The 17581-nt window shown below is 46.3% G+C and carries 12 protein-coding genes, 5 tRNA genes and 1 pseudogene; 12 read left to right on the top strand and 6 right to left on the bottom strand.

The window, feature by feature from the left end:
* Nucleotides 1-19: 19 nt before the first annotated feature.
* The 4 genes from BCT11_RS20055 to BCT11_RS20035 all read right to left on the bottom strand — a co-directional run bounded on the left by BCT11_RS20055 (nucleotide 20) and on the right by BCT11_RS20035 (nucleotide 5244).
* Nucleotides 20-271, bottom strand: a complete 252-nt coding sequence (locus tag BCT11_RS20055; protein ID WP_005427244.1) for an accessory factor UbiK family protein — start codon at nucleotides 269-271, stop codon at nucleotides 20-22.
* Nucleotides 272-403: 132 nt separating this feature from the next.
* Nucleotides 404-3526, bottom strand: a complete 3123-nt coding sequence (gene vmeD / locus BCT11_RS20045) for a multidrug efflux RND transporter permease subunit VmeD (protein ID WP_038869922.1) — start codon at nucleotides 3524-3526, stop codon at nucleotides 404-406.
* An 11-nt stretch (nucleotides 3527-3537) separates the two neighbouring features.
* A complete protein-coding gene (gene vmeC, locus BCT11_RS20040; RefSeq protein WP_038869923.1) occupies nucleotides 3538-4644 on the bottom strand; it encodes a multidrug efflux RND transporter periplasmic adaptor subunit VmeC in 1107 nt (368 codons plus the stop codon).
* Between the two features lie 18 nt (nucleotides 4645-4662).
* Entirely contained in the window at nucleotides 4663-5244 is a 582-nt protein-coding gene (locus BCT11_RS20035; RefSeq protein WP_050566713.1) for a TetR/AcrR family transcriptional regulator, read from the bottom strand.
* A 170-nt stretch (nucleotides 5245-5414) separates the two neighbouring features.
* Here BCT11_RS20035 and rep point away from each other — a divergent pair, with 170 nt between their 5' ends.
* Nucleotides 5415-7430, top strand: coding sequence for a DNA helicase Rep (rep, locus tag BCT11_RS20030; RefSeq protein WP_102389091.1), 2016 nt, complete (start codon nucleotides 5415-5417; stop codon nucleotides 7428-7430).
* Nucleotides 7431-7502: 72 nt separating this feature from the next.
* On the opposite strand, the gene BCT11_RS20025 is transcribed toward rep, so the two are convergent.
* Nucleotides 7503-7916, bottom strand: coding sequence for a cytochrome c5 family protein (locus BCT11_RS20025; protein WP_038882194.1), 414 nt, complete (start codon nucleotides 7914-7916; stop codon nucleotides 7503-7505).
* Nucleotides 7917-8277: 361 nt separating this feature from the next.
* Between BCT11_RS20025 and BCT11_RS20020 the strand changes: the two genes are divergently transcribed.
* The 5 genes from BCT11_RS20020 to BCT11_RS20000 all read left to right on the top strand — a co-directional run bounded on the left by BCT11_RS20020 (nucleotide 8278) and on the right by BCT11_RS20000 (nucleotide 8880).
* Nucleotides 8278-8354: transfer RNA gene (locus tag BCT11_RS20020), tRNA-Arg, on the top strand.
* 33 nt (nucleotides 8355-8387) lie between these two features.
* Nucleotides 8388-8463, top strand: a tRNA-His gene (locus BCT11_RS20015).
* Between the two features lie 75 nt (nucleotides 8464-8538).
* A tRNA-Pro gene (locus BCT11_RS20010) sits at nucleotides 8539-8615 on the top strand.
* A 48-nt stretch (nucleotides 8616-8663) separates the two neighbouring features.
* Nucleotides 8664-8739: transfer RNA gene (locus BCT11_RS20005), tRNA-His, on the top strand.
* Nucleotides 8740-8803: 64 nt separating this feature from the next.
* Nucleotides 8804-8880: transfer RNA gene (locus tag BCT11_RS20000), tRNA-Pro, on the top strand.
* Nucleotides 8881-9334: 454 nt separating this feature from the next.
* On the opposite strand, the gene BCT11_RS19990 is transcribed toward BCT11_RS20000, so the two are convergent.
* Nucleotides 9335-10060 carry an HAD family hydrolase gene (locus tag BCT11_RS19990; RefSeq protein WP_102389089.1) on the bottom strand — a complete coding sequence of 242 codons (726 nt, stop codon included), beginning with the start codon at nucleotides 10058-10060 and terminating at the stop codon, nucleotides 9335-9337.
* Between the two features lie 686 nt (nucleotides 10061-10746).
* Between BCT11_RS19990 and BCT11_RS19980 the strand changes: the two genes are divergently transcribed.
* The 6 genes and pseudogenes from BCT11_RS19980 to BCT11_RS28600 all read left to right on the top strand — a co-directional run.
* Nucleotides 10747-12462 (top strand): ABC transporter ATP-binding protein, encoded by a 1716-nt coding sequence (locus BCT11_RS19980; protein WP_102389088.1) that lies wholly within the window; start codon nucleotides 10747-10749, stop codon nucleotides 12460-12462.
* Between the two features lie 105 nt (nucleotides 12463-12567).
* Nucleotides 12568-14121 (top strand): ABC transporter substrate-binding protein, encoded by a 1554-nt coding sequence (locus BCT11_RS19975; protein WP_102389087.1) that lies wholly within the window; start codon nucleotides 12568-12570, stop codon nucleotides 14119-14121.
* Nucleotides 14122-14267: 146 nt separating this feature from the next.
* Nucleotides 14268-15245: an ABC transporter permease gene (locus BCT11_RS19970; RefSeq protein WP_038869935.1), complete on the top strand. Its 978-nt coding sequence runs from the start codon at nucleotides 14268-14270 to the stop codon at nucleotides 15243-15245.
* Between the two features lie 2 nt (nucleotides 15246-15247).
* Nucleotides 15248-16204 carry an ABC transporter permease gene (locus BCT11_RS19965; protein ID WP_038869936.1) on the top strand — a complete coding sequence of 319 codons (957 nt, stop codon included), beginning with the start codon at nucleotides 15248-15250 and terminating at the stop codon, nucleotides 16202-16204.
* Between the two features lie 163 nt (nucleotides 16205-16367).
* Nucleotides 16368-17354, top strand: a complete 987-nt coding sequence (locus tag BCT11_RS19960) for an SPOR domain-containing protein (RefSeq protein ID WP_102389086.1) — start codon at nucleotides 16368-16370, stop codon at nucleotides 17352-17354.
* Nucleotides 17355-17428: 74 nt separating this feature from the next.
* Nucleotides 17429-17581, top strand: a pseudogene (locus BCT11_RS28600) (helix-turn-helix domain-containing protein); the annotation flags it as partial.

Raw genomic sequence — 17581 nt, 5'->3', positions numbered from 1 at the left:
CTCGCTTCTCGCTTCTCGCTTATTTATCAGCTAGCTTTTCTTCCAGCTCAGCCAATTTCTTTTCCATTTCTGTCAGCTTTTGACGAGTGCGCAGCAGAACTTGAGTTTGTACGTCGAATTCTTCACGGCTAACAACGTCTAGCTTGTTTAGCTGACCTTGGATGACTTGGCGAACTTTTTGATCAACATCCGCGCCTAGTTCTTTTACTGGCTGTGGCATTGATTCGTGAATTTGTTTAGCGATTTGCTCTAATTTCTTTGGGTCAAACATAGTGGCTAAAACTCCTTTTGATTTGCCCACATTCTATTTAATTGATACGTGAAAGTCGCCATTTAGATGGTAAAAAAGAGAGCAGCAATAAAAAAGGTCACCGAAGTGACCTTTTTCTTAGTGCTTTTATACTTACTTGTTATCAGCTAATTCGCGGTGAGCTGCTTTCGCTTCATCCACTCGAGCTAGCTTTTCCAAGTCTTTGTCTTCAACAAACACTGGTAGTGGCTTGTGTTTCTCAGCAAGGTAGCTGTAAATCACTGGCAGTACGAATAGTGTAAATAGCGTACCGATCGCCAGACCAGCAACGATTACGATACCGATACTGAAGCGTTGCTCAGCACCTGCGCCTGTTGCGTACATCAATGGGATAAGACCTGCAATCATCGCTGCCGTCGTCATCAGGATTGGACGAAGACGAACTTTTGCTGCTTCCATTACCGCATCGATACGAGACAGTTTGTTGTGTAACTGCTCTTCTTTCGCTACCTCACAGATCAAGATACCGTGCTTGGTGATCAGACCAACCAGGGTAATCAAACCAACTTGTGAGTAGATGTTCATCGATGCCGTACCCCACGCCAGAGCTATCAATGCACCACAAACCGCAAGTGGTACTGATACCATGATTACGATTGGATCGCGGATAGATTCAAACTGAATCGCCAGTACTAGGAAGATGATTGCTAGTGCCAAACCGAATGTTGCGTATAACGCACTACCTTCAGTTACGAACTGACGCGCTTCACCCATGTAGTCATGGTTGTAGCCTGACGGCAGTTTGTTTTGTGCCACGTCTTCGAACCAGTTGATCGCATCCCCCATTGCAACACCAGGAGCTGGTACAGCACCAACAGTGGCTGAGTTTAGCTGGTTGAAGTGAGGCAGTGCACGAGGCTCTGCGACCACATCAATTGTGATCAAACTACCCAATGGTACTGCTTTGCCGTCAACTGAACGTACGTAGTAATTCTTCATCGACTCTGGGTTTAGACGCCACTTACGTTCAACTTGAGGGATTACCTCGTATGAACGACCATTTAGGTCGATACGGTTTACATAACCATCGGCCATCATGGTACTTAACGTGACACCAATGTCTTGCATGGTCACGCCGTAAGCGCCGGCTTTGTCTTTATCGATGCTGATTTTCATCGTTGCTGAATCGTAGTTCAGATCCAGATCCGAATACACGAACAGTGGACTCTTCGATACATCGGTCAGAATATCACTTGCGATAGTAAACAGGCTTTCGAAGCTGTTTGGCGTAGTCACAACGAACTGAATTGGTAGACCTGAACCTGCACCTGGAAGTTCTGGCATTTGGAAAGCCGTTACTGACATACCTGGTACATGAGAAACTAAGTCACCCACACGTTTGGTAATGTCCGCTTGGCTTGCCTCACGCTCACTCCAAGGTTTCAGTGTTGCTAGACCGAATGCTTGGTTCGAGTTAGGTACACCGTTAAACACCTGAGCGTATTCTACTTCTGGCTGGTCAGACAGAATCTTGTTTACATCGTTCATGGTGCTTTGGATGTAATCCAAGTTCGCATTTGATGGGGCTGTACCCATTAAGACCACAACGCCTTTATCTTCCGATGGTGCCAGTTCACTCGGAATGAACTTAAACAAGATCGGTAGACTCGCGAACACGATGATCGCAAAAGCAATGATAACCGGACGATGAGCCATGACTGCAGTTAGCATCTTCTCGTAGCGGTTGGTCATGCCATCAAGAACGTGGTGAACTTTTTGCTCAAACTTGCTTGGCTCTTCGTTTGCCTTCAGCATTTTTGAACACATCATCGGTGACAGAGTCAACGCGATGATACCGGACACAAATACAGCACCCGCAAGGGTAAGAGCAAACTCTTTAAATAGTGAGCCTGTAATACCACCCATCAGAGCGATAGGCGCGTATACCGCACCTAACGTCAGTGTCATCGCGATTACTGGGACAGCAATTTCTCGTGTACCAATGATCGCAGCTCGGAACGGTGATTCCCCTTCCTTGATGTGTCGATCGACGTTCTCAAGAACAACGATCGCGTCATCCACCACCAGACCGATGGCGAGTACCATTGCCAGTAGTGTCATCAAGTTCCAAGAGAAGCCCATCGCTTGCATCACCATTGCCACACCAATCAATGATAATGGGATAGTAACAATAGGGATGATTACCGCACGGAATGAACCTAGGAACAAAGTGATAACGATAAGTACGATGACTGCTGCTTCAAGAATGGTTTTCACAACTTCGTGAATCGATTCGTTGATAGCAATAGTCGAGTCGTACATCACATTCATCTTAATGTTACTTGGCAAGTTACGCTCTAGTTGAGGTAACAACGTCAGTACATCTGCTGCAATATTGATCGGGTTGGCACTTGGTGCTGCGTTAATCGCTGCAACCACGGCTTCTTGACCATTAGCACTAGCACGGTAAATATCGTGGCTCTTCTCTAGCGTCACTTTCGCAATGTCACCAAGGCGAATTACATCACCTTCACCGGTTTTCACCACAAGTGCTTCTAGTTCCGCAACGTTGGATACCTGAGTATCTGCACTGCCGTTGTAAAGTACGAATTCACCTGTCGCCTGACCAGTTGCCGACTGATAGTTGTTGGCGTTTAGTACGGTCATTACGTCAGTTGCTGTCAGCTTAAGTGCACCCATTTTTGCAGGGTCTAGCCATACGCGCAGTGCGTATTTCATACCACCGTATAGGTCAACTTTCGATACACCGTTTACCGTGAATAACTGCGGGTTGATTACACGCTCAAGGTAGTCCGTGATCTGGCTTGAAGACAGCTCATCACTGGTGAAACCAATATACAGTACTGCCGTTGTCGAACCTGTCGACATGGTTACCGTAGGGTCTTCCGCTTCTTTTGGAAGCTGCGAACGAACCGAGTTGGTTTTCGCCAGAATGTCAGACAGCGCCGCATTCGGATCAGTGTTTAACTTCATGTTTACGGTGATGGTAGAAGTACCGAGTACCGAGGATGAAGTCATGTAGTCGATATTATCGGCCTGAGCAACGGCTTGTTCCAAAGGCTGAGTAATGAAGCCTTGGATTAAGTCGGCGCTGGCACCGTAATAACTGGTGGTTACAGTAACCACCGTATTTGTCATTTCAGGGTATTCACGAACCTGCATCTTGAATACGGCTTGCAAACCAAGCAACGCAATCAAAAAACTGATCGATACCGCTAAAACTGGACGTTTAATAAAAACATCGGTAAAGCGCATGATGCCTCCAATTAAAGCATTGGTGTTTCAGCAGGTGGTGTCAGTGCCGAATCTTCAACGATGGTCACTTTCGCATGGTTACTAAGGCGTACTTGCCCCGACGTTACCACTACGTCACCTGGTTTCACGCCTTCTAGAATATGCGCGATGTCTTTAGTACGCTCACCCACTTTCACAACGTGTTGCTTAACGCGTTTTTCACCGTCTTCTTCAGTAATGATGTACACGTTGTCGCCGTATAGCGTAAAGGTGATTGCCGTTTGTGGCAGAGTCACTTGATTCTCTAGCTTAGGCAGGATGATGTTTGCACGTGCGAACATACCGCTGCGAAGCTTGCCATCGCTATTTGGAATGTCTGCTTGGACTTGAATCAAACCACTTTGTACGTTTACTGCTGGCTCAATCGCAGAGATCGAACCTTTGAAAGGCTTGTCAGGGTAAGCGTCTACAAAGATATCCACTTCTTGGTCTAGCTTAATGCGTGAGATATCTGTTTGAGGCACAGTGAAGCGTAAACGCATTACTGTTGTATCTTCGAGACGTACGATGTCAGTACCTGCTTGTAGATATTGACCAAGATACACATTACGAATACCAACCACACCAGCAAAAGGTGCTTTTATTTCACGGCGGTCGATGGTCGCTTTCAAGCTCTCGATGTCCGCTTTAAGTGAGAAGTAGTTTGCTTCAGCTTCGTCGTACGCTTCTTTAGAAATCGATCCTTTCTTATAAAGACCTTGGTAGCGTTTGTACTTAGCTTGAGCTGCTGGCAGTTTTGCTTGAGAGCTCTTTAGGTTTGCTTTCTCAACATCAGAGTCTAGAAGAACCAGAGGTTGGCCTTCTTCCACTTGAGTACCAGAGTCGAAAGAAATCTTATCAATCACACCGCTGGTTTCGTTTGCAACAGTGACACCTTGGTTAGGTTCGATAAAGCCAATCGCTTCGATGACAGGAACCCAATCTACCGCTTTTACTTCCGTAACGGTAACAGGGAACTCTGGCTCCGGACGATTCGCCATGTATTCAGCAATTTTCTGTTGCTTGAATAAGTTGAAACCTATCACGCTTCCGAACAGAAGAACCGCGATAAGCAACATAAAGAAAGTCCACTTTTTCATTCTATTAAGAACTCCAAGTTAGTGTTTAATAATTGCATCCCAACTGGCTTCAACGGCTGCTTCCAGCGCATTGTCGTCCAGCTGATAAAATCCCAAAGCATGTTTTCTCGCAAGCGCAACACTAGCTTCGAAACTTAACCCTGATAGAATTTCGTTATCGAGGGGTTTGAATACCCCTTCCGCTTTGCCTTGATTAAAAAGACGATCTACTTGGGCAAACATTTGCCTTTCAAGTTCCCTCGTCCCTTTACGATTTCCACAAGGCAGTGATTCATATTGGACACGATTACTTAAGGTGTCTAAATTTGATCCAGCAAGGTGCCAAATATTGAGCCACATGGTGCGGTAACGCTCTTTCAGGGGCATATCGTCATGAACATCCGCTTGAACGGCGTCCGCAATACGTTTAGTTACAGTAAGGCGAACCTCTTCCAAAAGATGTTCTTTATCTGAGAAATATCGGTAAATCGTGCCAGCTGCGACACCTGCTTCTGTAGCAAGTTTGTGCATGGAAAGACCATGAAAACCTGATTCAGCGATTAAGCGCTCGGCTGCTGCAATGATTTGTCCGTATTTATCTCCAGCAGTGTTATTGGACATAACGCCACCACCCAATGAATGAACGTTCATTCATTATAGCTTAAACTCTGGCCACGTATGCAACAAAATGTTGCATCTATCTGTGTAAAAATTACGTGAAAATCTCCGTAGCTTTCACGCGGTCACCCCTTTATCATAGGCGCCACAATTACCACCCGCAGAGAATTTCTATGAAGCTGAACCCTAGACAAGATGAAGCCGTTAAGTACGTATCAGGCCCATGCCTCGTGCTGGCTGGTGCTGGTTCGGGTAAAACTCGTGTAATTACCAATAAGATTGCTTATTTGGTTCAGCAGTGTGGCTACAAGGCACGCAATATTGCTGCGGTTACCTTTACCAACAAAGCGGCGCGCGAGATGAAAGAGCGCGTCGGTCAGACGTTAGGTAAATCAGAATCGAAAGGTTTGATTGTTTCGACCTTCCACACCTTAGGTTTGACCATCATCAAGCGTGAGTACAAGCATCTTGGCTTGAAAGCTGGCTTCTCCCTCTTTGATGATCAAGACCAACTTGCACTACTGAAAGAGCTGACAGAAAAGCAGCTAGATGGCGATAAAGATTTATTACGTCAACTACTAAGCAGTATCTCAAACTGGAAGAACGACATGCTGACACCAGAACAGGCAAAAGCGCTCGATCAAGGTGAGCAGCAGCAATTGTTCGCGTTCTGTTTTGAGATGTACCAAAAGCAGATGAAGGCATACAACGCGCTCGACTTCGACGATCTGATTTCTTTGCCAGTGCAACTTCTGCGCAATAACGAAGAAGTGCGCCAACGCTGGCAAAATCGCATTCGCTACTTGTTGGTGGATGAATATCAAGATACCAACACCAGCCAATACGACTTAGTGAAGTTGATTGTCGGTGAGCGTGGTCGTTTGACTGTGGTAGGCGACGATGACCAATCCATCTATTCATGGCGTGGCGCTAAGCCGCAAAACTTGGTGTTGCTTGGTGAAGACTATCCAAATTTGCGTTTGATTAAGTTGGAGCAGAACTATCGTTCGACTAGCCGTATTCTGCGCGCAGCTAACATCTTGATTGCGAATAACCCACACGTGTATGAGAAATCACTGTTCTCGGAAATTCCTGACGGTGAAAAACTCAAAGTGTTGCTGGCGAAAAATGAAGAGCACGAAGCGGAGCGCGTGACGGGTGAATTGATTGCGCACAAATTCCTAAACCGCACCGAATATAAAGATTATGCGATTCTATATCGTGGTAACCACCAATCACGTTTGATTGAAAAGTCACTGATGCAAAACCGTGTGCCATACAAACTGTCTGGCGGCACATCTTTCTTCGCTCGAGCTGAGATCAAAGACATCATGGCTTACCTACGTGTGTTGGTGAACCCAGATGATGACAACGCGTTCCTACGTATTGTGAATACGCCGCGCCGTGAAATTGGTCCCGTGACTTTAGAGAAGCTGGGTAGCTACGCCAACATGCGTGGTAAGAGCTTGTTTGAAGTCAGCTTTGAAATGGGACTAGAGCAGCACCTAACCGGTCGTGGTTTAGAGAACCTACGCCGCTTTACTCAATGGTTGGTTGCGATTGCCGATCAAGCTGAGCGTGGCGATACGGTTGAAGCGGTGCGTTCGCTTGTGCGTGATATTCATTACGAAGATTGGCTATACGAAACGTCAGCAAGCCCGAAAGCGGCTGAAATGCGTATGAAGAACGTTTCTGACCTTTACTCTTGGATTGTGGCTGACCTAGAAGGTGACAACTACGATCAAGAAGAGAAGACCATCAAAGAAGTCGTTCAACGTTTAACATTGCGAGACATGATGGAACGCGGAGAAGATGATGAAGATAGTGATGCCGTTCAATTGATGACGCTTCATGCATCGAAAGGTCTCGAGTTTCCTTATGTATATTTGATTGGTTCGGAAGAGGGAATTTTACCGCACCAAACCAGTATTGATGAAGATAACGTCGAAGAAGAGCGTCGATTGATGTACGTGGGAATTACGCGTGCTCAAAGAGAATTAACCTTTACGATGTGTAAAGAGCGTCGCCAGTTTGGTGAATTGATCAAACCGACACAAAGTCGTTTTTTAGATGAACTGCCATTTGATGACGTTGAATGGGAAGTAAACAAAAAACCAGTATCGGCAGAAGAGCGCATGGCAAAAGGCCAAGCTCACATCGCTAATATTCGAGCGATGTTTAAGAAGTAGGACAGCGTTGTTCTAATTTGCTAAAAACAAAAAGGCTTGCCAAGTGGCAAGCCTTTTTCGTTGGTGTCTTTATTACAGACCTTCAATCATGTGGTCGATGGCTGCGATGATTTCGTCATCAGAACAGTCCATACACGTACCTTTTGCTGGCATTGCATTGAAGCCTTGGATCGCATGGTTGGTTAGCACGTCTTTGCCTTGTGCAATACGTGGTGCCCAATCCGCAGCATCACCTGTTTTTGGTGCGCCACTTACGCCAGATGCGTGACAAGCAATACAGAAAGTACCGTAAACCGCGGCGCCATCACGTGGACCAGTTGGTTCTGCTTTTACTGGTTCTGCTCCTGCTAGATAAACATCACCGACAGGTTTGATGCGTTCTGCGATCGCATCGTATTCAGTTTGGCTGATGTCAGAAGCTAAAGCTGCCGTAGAAAAAGTTAAGGCAGCGAACAAAACGCTAATCATTCGTCGAGACATATCCATTAAACCCACTTCACATTCCAAAGGTAAGTGACTTACCTATTTATATAGTTAGAGTATTTAGCCCTGTTGGATTCGGTTTTGCTGCATGGCCTGAATACTATGCAGAAAACCGTTCCTAACGGTCTAAAGTGATTGAACAATCTGGTTGCGACTGTTAAATCAATGTAAATAATGGGTGATTATATCCCGATAAGTTGTTGCAATAAACAACAAGTTATCCATGACAGGGCGTGAATCACATCAAAAATTCACTTTAAAGGCAGATAACTGTCGAAAAAGAGACCAAACGAGAAAAAAAGTAAAAAAAGTACTAGACGGCATAGTGTGATATCCGTATTATTCCTCTCCGCCGATGGGGCATGCGCCCGTAGCTCAGTTGGATAGAGCGCTGGCCTCCGGAGCCAAAGGTCGAAGGTTCGAATCCTTTCGGGCGTGCCATTCCGGAATACAAATTAACGGCACAAAATAGTGGTGGCTATAGCTCAGTTGGTAGAGCCCTGGATTGTGATTCCGGTGGTCGCGAGTTCGAATCTCGTTAGCCACCCCATTATTTCGGTAACTCATTAATTAATGAAGTTTCCAGTTTTGATTCAAATATCCCAAGAGTCGAAACAAAATTCGTCGGTGAATAGCGCAGCTTGGTAGCGCATCTGGTTTGGGACCAGAGGGTCGGGGGTTCGAATCCCTCTTCACCGACCATCATTTAGTTTATGGCTATACTAGAGCGGTAAACGACACAAATTGATGGTGGCTATAGCTCAGTTGGTAGAGCCCTGGATTGTGATTCCGGTGGTCGCGAGTTCGAATCTCGTTAGCCACCCCATTAATTAAGGTGACTTCTTAGTTGAAGTATCCTGTCTGATTTGAGAGAATCAGCAAATACAGTTCGGTGAATAGCGCAGCTTGGTAGCGCATCTGGTTTGGGACCAGAGGGTCGGGGGTTCGAATCCCTCTTCACCGACCACTATTTAAAGCCTCAGTCGAAAGACTGGGGCTTTTTTACGTTTGAAATTTAGAGTGTTGGGACCAGAGGGTCGTGGGCTGGAGCGCCAGTCCGATCGAATCTCTCTTCACCGACCACTATTAGAAAGCCTGCTTCTTAGCAGGCTTTCGTCGTTTTAGAGCTAGTGATATTGCTTGGACTAGATGAGTCGGCAGTATTTCAATGGGTTTGAACTCAAGTGGGGTTCGCCTGAAGTTAGAATATGGCTCTTCATCGACCGCTATTTAAAGCCTCAGTCGAAAGACTGGGGCTTTTTTACATTTCTCATCCTCAAAAACTCTCACGCCGCTTTCAATTCCACCAAAAATGTACAGCTTTGGGAGCTTTTGACCACCCATGATCCAAATGCTTTTTGAGCTGATAAAAGAAACCCCAGCACGGAGGCTGGGGCTTTGTATTTCTTGAGTTGAGCGCTTTATTGAGCGAGCGTTTTTAGAATTTCTTTGAGTTCAACCGTCTCTTTCACTTCATAGTTTGGCTTGATATCAGTCGGGTTTGCTGCGCCTGTCTCGTTAACCCACACACTCAGAATGCCCATATTGTTGGCACCCGCGATATCTGCTGGTAGAGAGTCGCCAATATGAATCGCCTCTTCTGGTTTTACATCTACAAGGTTGAGTGCTTTGTGGAAGATGCTTGCCGCAGGCTTCTCTTCTGGCTCTTCGCCACCCACGATGATGTGATCCACCCATTCACTCATTTGTGTCGCTTTGAGCTTTGGATGTTGGGAGAAGATAGGGCCGTTAGTGATTACCACCAATTTGTAGTGTTGGCGTAGCTCAGTCAGCATTTCCTTCACGCCTGGGAAGAAGGTAAAAGCACCCATTCGAGCTGAATCGAAGAAGCTTTGTGCCTGTTGCGCTTGTTCTGCATCGATCTCGATACCTTGCTCTGCCAAGATGGTTTGGATTAAACCGCAGCGGAACGCATTTTCATCTGGCAATAGAGCAATAAGCTGAGGGAATTCGTGGTTTAGCTTCTTATACACGCCTTGTAAGTAGCGTTGCACGAAGGCTGTGGAGTCAGCGACCTGAGGGTAAGTTTGAGCAATCCAGTTGGCAAACTCTTGCCCTGCCACTTTATCGGCTTGAGATGTGCCACATAAAGTCTCGTCCATATCAAAAAATATCGCTTTAAGCACAAGGGCTCCTTCATTCACTACTCGACGTTGGGCTTTAATTATCTCTTATCTTACTCAAAATGACAGTGGAAAGCGCAAAATCACCAGTTCAACACGTGCTTTTTAAGGGCTAATCAGGTTGCTGATACGGAGTTTTCTACTGCATCAAAATCACTTTAATCACAAAATCGCATAACTGACGCATAACCAAGGTTAGGTGACAGATTTCATTTGTTTTGCAGAACTGCTCACGTTTTCACCTCTATGTGTGTAGGGGGATTTTGGCTTTTTATGTATGCAGACTATTTTGTTAGTAACATTTTATGTCGAAAAGTCCCAATAGGAACGGAATATTGTTTGGTAAATGTTAATGATGGTGCGTGAATAATAGGGATACTATCAATAGTGAGTTTATGCGTGAATTTAGAGCATTTTTCTGTTTTTATTGGTGCGTAGCGCACAAAAATGGTGTGTTATGAAAATGGTTAAATACTTGTTAATGCATTTCTATTCGCTCATTGTGCGTGTAAATAATGTTTTTTCGGCGGAATATACTTTAATTGTTGCTTTTTTGTGTGATTTTTGCCAAATTGTTTCCGCATTAAGATTTCAGAGTATTATTCTGAATTTGAACGGATTCATTCAGGTAATGAATGGCGCTTTTATTGCGCGATTCGATACCACAGACAAGGCAGTAGAGGTCTGAAATGTCACTATTAGAGGTGAAAAACCTTCGTATAGAATATCCATCCCGTCACGGTGTCCATGCGGCCGTGAAGTCGCTTTCTTTTCATATCGATCGTGGCGAAATTGTGGGTGTTGTTGGCGAATCAGGTGCGGGTAAATCCACCGTTGGTAACGCCGTTATTGATTTGCTTAGCCCTCCGGGTCGTGTTGCCAGTGGTGACGTGTACCTTGATGGAGAGAAAATTTCTGGTTTGACGCCAGAAGCGATGCGTAAGGTTCGCGGCTCTAAGATTGGCTTTATCTTCCAAGACCCAATGACCTCGCTTAACCCTCTATTTACGGTTGAGCAGCAATTGAAAGAGACCATCCACGCCAACATGAAGGTGTCGGATGAAGAGGCGTATCAACGTGCGCTTTCTTTAATGCAACAGGTTGGCATTCCGCAACCTGAAAACCGTCTTAAACAGTACCCACACCAATTCTCTGGTGGTATGCGCCAGCGTGTGGTTATTGCTATCGCACTGGCTGGTGAGCCAGAACTTATCATCGCAGATGAGCCAACTACGGCACTCGACGTATCAATCCAAGACCAAATCCTAAACCTTATCCGTGAACTGTGTATCAAGAACAACGTAGGTTGTATGCTGGTGACGCACGACATGGGTGTGGTTTCAAACGTGACTGACCGTGTTGCGGTTATGTACCGCGGTGATTTGGTGGAGTTTGGCCCAACCGCTAAGGTATTGGGCGATCCTGACCACCCATACACACGCAGCTTGATTTCTGCGGTTCCTCGTTCTGACATTAAACTCGATCGCTTCCCGCTAGTGAGCTACATCGAAGAAGCAACAGAGCTACAAGAACTGGACATCAAGAACCACTGGTTAGGCCAAAGCCAAGACCAACGCGAATACACAGGCCCTCTATTGGATGTGAAGAACGTAAATCTACGCTTCGTGACCAAAGATTCGTTGTTTGAAAGCCGCCGCGAATACGTGCAGGCCTCGAACAATGTCAGCTTTGAAGTGCACGAAGGTGAGACGTTTGGTTTGGTGGGTGAATCTGGCTCAGGTAAGTCGACCATCGCACGTGTGATTGCAGGTTTGTATGAACCAAACTCAGGCCAAGTAAGCTTTGAAGGCATTGACCTAACGGCGTTGAAATCAGAAAAAGCACGCCGTCCGCTGCGTCGTCAAATGCAGATGGTCTTCCAAAACCCATACACCTCAATGAACCCGCGAATGAAGATTCTTGACATCATCGCGGAGCCAATTCGTTTCCATAAGCTCACTAAGAATGAAGCGGAAACGCGTCAGATTGTGAATGACCTGCTTGATCACGTAGGTTTGGGCAAAATGGCGGGCGTGAAATACCCTCATGAATTCTCCGGTGGTCAGCGTCAACGTATTTCAATTGCGCGCGCACTGGCGACCCGTCCTCGACTACTGATTTGTGACGAACCGACATCAGCATTGGATGTATCGGTACAGGCACAAATTCTGAACTTGCTGAAAGATCTGCAAAGTGAACTGAACCTCACCATGCTGTTTATCAGTCACGACTTACCTGTTATTCGTCAGATGTGTGACCGAGTGGGTGTGATGCAGATGGGTACGCTACTGGAAGTGGCGCCGACTGAGCAACTGTTTACCGCTCCTCAGCATGAATACAGTAAGAAGCTGATTTCTCTGATGCCTGAATTCACAGGTTTGAGAGAAGAAATCAAAACGGCATAAACCAAGTTTTTCGCTTGGCTGACCATCAAGGTCAACAAACCTTAGTCATAACAAAGACGCAAACACAACAAGGGATTCGAATTCCCGCATGAAGGAGTTATGCAAATGAAAACCATGAAAAGCAAATTAGCAGTGGCGCTAATGGCAGCGGGCCTAAGCTTTAACGCAATGGCAGCAGATATCAAAGTTGGCTACGCAGCTGACCCAGTATCGCTAGACCCGCATGAGCAGCTATCAGGCGGTACGCTGCAAATGTCACACATGGTATTTGATCCACTAGTTCGTTTCACAAAAGACATGGACTTTGAACCTCGTCTAGCAGAAAGCTGGGAACGTGTGAACGATACAACGGTACGCTTCAAGCTACGCCAAGGTGTTAAGTTCCACTCTGGTAACGGCATGACGGCTGACGACGTAGTATGGACTTTCGAACGTCTACAAAGCTCTCCAGATTTCAAAGCTATCTTCGACCCGTACGAAAAAATCGTGAAGGTTGACGACTACACAGTGGATCTAGTGACTAAAGGTCCTTACCCGCTTGTGCTGCAAACGGCGACTTACATCTTCCCAATGGACAGCAAGTTCTACTCTGGTAAGACAGAAGATGGCAAAGACAAGTCTGAGCTAGTGAAGCACGGTAACTCATTTGCATCGACTAACGTATCTGGCACGGGTCCATTCATTGTGACTTCTCGTGAGCAGGGCGTAAAAGTGGAATTCGAACGCTTTAAAGATTACTGGGACAAAGAGTCGAAAGGTAACGTTGATAAGCTAACGCTTGTACCAATCAAAGAAGACGCAACTCGTGTAGCTGCGCTACTTTCTGGCGGCGTTGACATGATTCACCCAGTAGCGCCAAACGATCACAAACGTGTGAAAGATGCAGACGGCATCGACCTAGTAACACTACCTGGTACACGTATCATCACGTTCCAACTCAACCAAAACAGCAACGAAGCACTGAAAGACGTTCGCGTTCGCCAAGCGATTGTTCACGCAATCAATAACGAAGGCATCGTGAAGAAAATCATGAAAGGCTTCGCAACGGCAGCTGGTCAGCAAAGCCCAGCAGGTTACGTAGGTCACGATGACAAACTGGTTCCTCGCTACGATCTGAAGAAAGCGAAAGAACTGATGAAAGAAGCGGGCTACGAAGATGGCCTAACGCTGACGATGATCGCACCGAACAACCGTTACGTGAACGATGCGAAAGTAGCGCAAGCGGCAGCGGCAATGCTGTCTAAGATCGGCATCAAGGTTGATCTGAAGACCATGCCAAAAGCGCAATACTGGCCAGAGTTCGACAAGTGTGCAGCAGACATGCTGATGATCGGTTGGCACTCAGATACGGAAGATTCAGCAAACTTCAACGAGTTCCTAACTATGACTCGTAACGAAGATACTGGTCGTGGTCAGTACAACTGTGGTTACTACTCAAACTCAGAAATGGACAAAGTGGTTGAAGCTGCGAACGTAGAAACGGATCCTGCGAAACGTGCAGAAATGCTGAAAGGTGTAGAAGCAACACTATACAACGACGCAGCATTCGTACCGCTACACTGGCAAAGTGAAGCGTGGGGCGCGAAGTCTAACGTGAAAGCGGCAGACATCGTTAACCCAATGGTAATGCCTTACTTCGGTGACCTAGTGGTTGAATAATCACGGTTAGTCGATTTTGAGGAGGGATGGATGTCCCTCCTCAACTTAAAGCACTCGACTCAGTTTTGTTTCAGTCGGACTGAGTTGGTTTTACAGACTGAATTTTCTCTCTGAATAGAGATCTATGGATAGTTAAGGGGCAAGGAATGTTTTCGTTTCTGGTCAAGCGCCTGTTTCAGGCACTGATAGTGATGTTTGTGATCAGTTTGGTGGCGTTTGCCATTCAGGATAACCTGGGTGACCCGCTGCGTGAGCTTGTAGGTCAGTCGGTTTCAGAAGCGGAGCGTCAAGCGCTGCGTGACGAACTGGGCCTGAACGATCCCTTTATCACAAAGTACACTCGCTTTGTGGGCAATGCGCTACAAGGTGATTTAGGTACATCTTACTTCTTCAAGCGACCTGCGGTTGAGGTCATTCTCGATAAGCTGGTGGCGACGCTAGAGCTCGTGTTTGGTGCGACGCTCATTATCATTCTTCTCTCAATTCCTCTTGGGGTGTACTCCGCGATTCATCCGAAGAGCATCTTTACCAAATTTGTCATGGCGATGAGTAGTGTCGGTATCTCGATTCCGGTGTTCTTAACCGCGATCATGCTGATGTATGTATTCTCCATTGAGTTGGGCTGGTTGCCTTCCTACGGGCGGGGTGAAACGGCTAATATTCTTGGTTGGGAATCTGGCTTTTTTACCATTGATGGCATCAAGCACTTGATTTTGCCGTGTGTGGCACTGGCTTCGATCATGTTGCCGCTGTTCATCCGTTTGGTTCGTTCAGAAATGCTGGAAGTGCTGAGCTCGGAATACATCAAGTTCGCCAAAGCAAAAGGCCTGAACTTAAACAAAATTTATTATCAACATGCACTTAAAAACACCATGCTGCCAGTTTTGACGGTGGGCGGCGTGCAGATTGGTACCATGGTGGCTTACACCATTCTTACTGAAACCGTGTTCCAGTGGCCGGGTACGGGCTTTCTTTTCCTTGAGGCAATCAACCGTGTAGATACACCGCTGATCACTGCCTACGTTATCTTTGTTGGTCTGATTTTCGTGGTAACCAATACCATTGTTGATTTGCTGTACGGCATCATCAACCCAACAGTGAACCTAACTGGAAAAGGAGCTTAATCATGAGCCAATCAAATGTAACGGCCGCTCCTGAAGCAGTACCTTCTGCGTGGCAACGTTTTAAAAACTCGGATTTCTTGTACTACTTTAAGCGCGATAAAGTCGCGATGGCCAGCTTCACCGTATTTATGGTGTTTTTGGTGTTGGCGATTGCTGCCCCTGTACTGGCACCGACTGACCCTTATGATCTCACGTCTATCGACATCATGGATTCTGAGTTGCCTCCGTCTTGGATGGAAGATGGCGATGAACGTTTTGTGTTAGGTACTGATGAGCAAGGCCGCGATATTTTATCGACCATTCTTTACGGCTCTCGCCTGTCTTTGACCATCGGCTTTCTTGCGGTTGGTCTTCAGTTAGTACTGGGCATCATCATTGGCTTGTCTGCAGGTTACTTCGGCGGTCGTATCGATAGCTTCTTGATGCGTTTTGCTGATGTGCAGTTGTCATTCTCGACCATGATGGTGGCGATCATCGTCTCGGCAATCTTTAAAGCCAGCTTTGGCAGTGATTTTTACAGCCAATACGCGGTGGTCATGCTGGTGGTGATCATCGGCGTGGCAGAATGGCCGCAATACGCGCGTACTATTCGTGCTTCGGTATTGGCAGAGAAGAAGAAAGAATACGTCGAAGCGGCGCGAGTGATGGGCTTTAAAGCGCCTCGCATCATGTTCCGTCACATTCTGCCGAACTGTCTATCTCCAATCTTGGTTATCTCGACAGTACAGGTAGCGAACGCAATCATGTCGGAAGCGGCACTGTCATTCCTAGGCTTAGGTCTTCCGGTAGACCAACCATCATTAGGTGCGCTGATCAGCATCGGCTTTAACTACATCTTCTCTGGTGCGTGGTGGATTACCGCCTTCCCAGGTATCGTACTCGTGACTCTGGTATTGGTGATTAACCTACTTGGCGACTGGCTACGTGATGTGTTTAACCCGAAAATCTACAAAGGTTAATCAACAAATAAATTAGGCTGCGTAGGTTGCCAATTTAATAAATTTCTTTCTAAACTGAGAGCCGGATGCAATTCCGGCTCTTTTTTTGCTTATCTGTTCTTATGCATGTTTTATTGACGCTTTGTCGCGATAATTTCATCACCTACTGTTTAGAGTGAAGCGTATGGAAATGAAGAAGGCACACTACTCCTCTCGTATCGTCCAATCCGGGCTGAGCCTTGGGTTACTGGTGGCGTGCGCCCAGTTTTCGCCCCCGGTATTCGCGGAAGGTTTTCTTTGCCAAGCTTCTCAAGCGAGTAACAAAGAACTGCCAGTACTTGAGCAATCTTGTCCGATCGGAAAAGGGGTATGGGGAAAGAAAGTGCCGCAGGGAGGCAATGATTTCTTCTGGATTCAATGTGGTTTGTTGCCAAAACCGATGTCTTTAGCCAAAGCCAAGCCGATCTACGGCAAAATCACCACTGATGTTTGGATGAAGCCGGAGCAAAAAGGCTACCGATGTCTTATTGGTCCTTATACTGAATTTGCCAAAGCCTCGCAGGACTTACAGCGAGTCAAAACCTTGTCGACATACAAAGAAGCCTTTATTCGTGTGGTTGGCAAAGGTACATCAGAGCCAGTGAAGCAAACTAAGCCAATGCCCAAGCCAGTTTCGAAACCAAAACCAGTCGAGCCAGTGGCCGCCTCTCGACCTGATACGGGGGCATTTCAGGCCAAAGAGGCACCCACAAAACAAACTGTTAAGCAAACTTCGGTGACCCAAGTTGCCGCAAAGCCTGCCAAAATGACTAAGCCTGCTCAACCTGCGATCAGCAGTAAGAACGTTCAGGTTCGTTTGAAAACTATCTTACAAGGTAAGACGTTTGTGGTGCCGTACTTGGTCGAGAATAACAACCAGTTCTACATGGAACATGGCAAACCGTGGAATCGCTTAAATTACGCGAGTTCGAAGCAAGTGTGTCAGCAATTGGGAATGAACTTGGCGAGCGCGCCTGAGTTTAAAACGTTGCGTGGCTCTGGTGTGATGGAAAAAAATAATTGGCCATTACAATTGCCGTACTGGGGTAAAGATAAGAAGGGGTTATTTGCTGACCGAGAGCCCAATCAGTTAACAGGCACCTCGTTGCTGAATGTGATTTGTGTGAAGTAGTTAAACTGATACAAAAGAGCCCCGCTTGTGAACTGACCCCCAATAGTTGGACCCCAATTATTGGGGGTCTTTTTATGTCCAAATATAGCCGTGAGCTCAAATGTGTCATTGCTGAACAATACTTAAATGGCGCATCATCTCGCTATTTAGAAAAACAATACTCAATTTCTTCAAGACAGATTCGGTATTGGGCCCAAGTTTTCGCCATCCATGGTGTGGCTTCATTT

The sequence above is a fragment of the Vibrio sp. 10N.222.52.B12 genome (assembly GCF_002875385.1).
Lineage (GTDB): Bacteria > Pseudomonadota > Gammaproteobacteria > Enterobacterales > Vibrionaceae > Vibrio > Vibrio jasicida.
The sequence above is the reverse complement of the archived record's forward strand: the minus strand, read 5'-3'. Positions and strand labels throughout refer to the sequence as shown.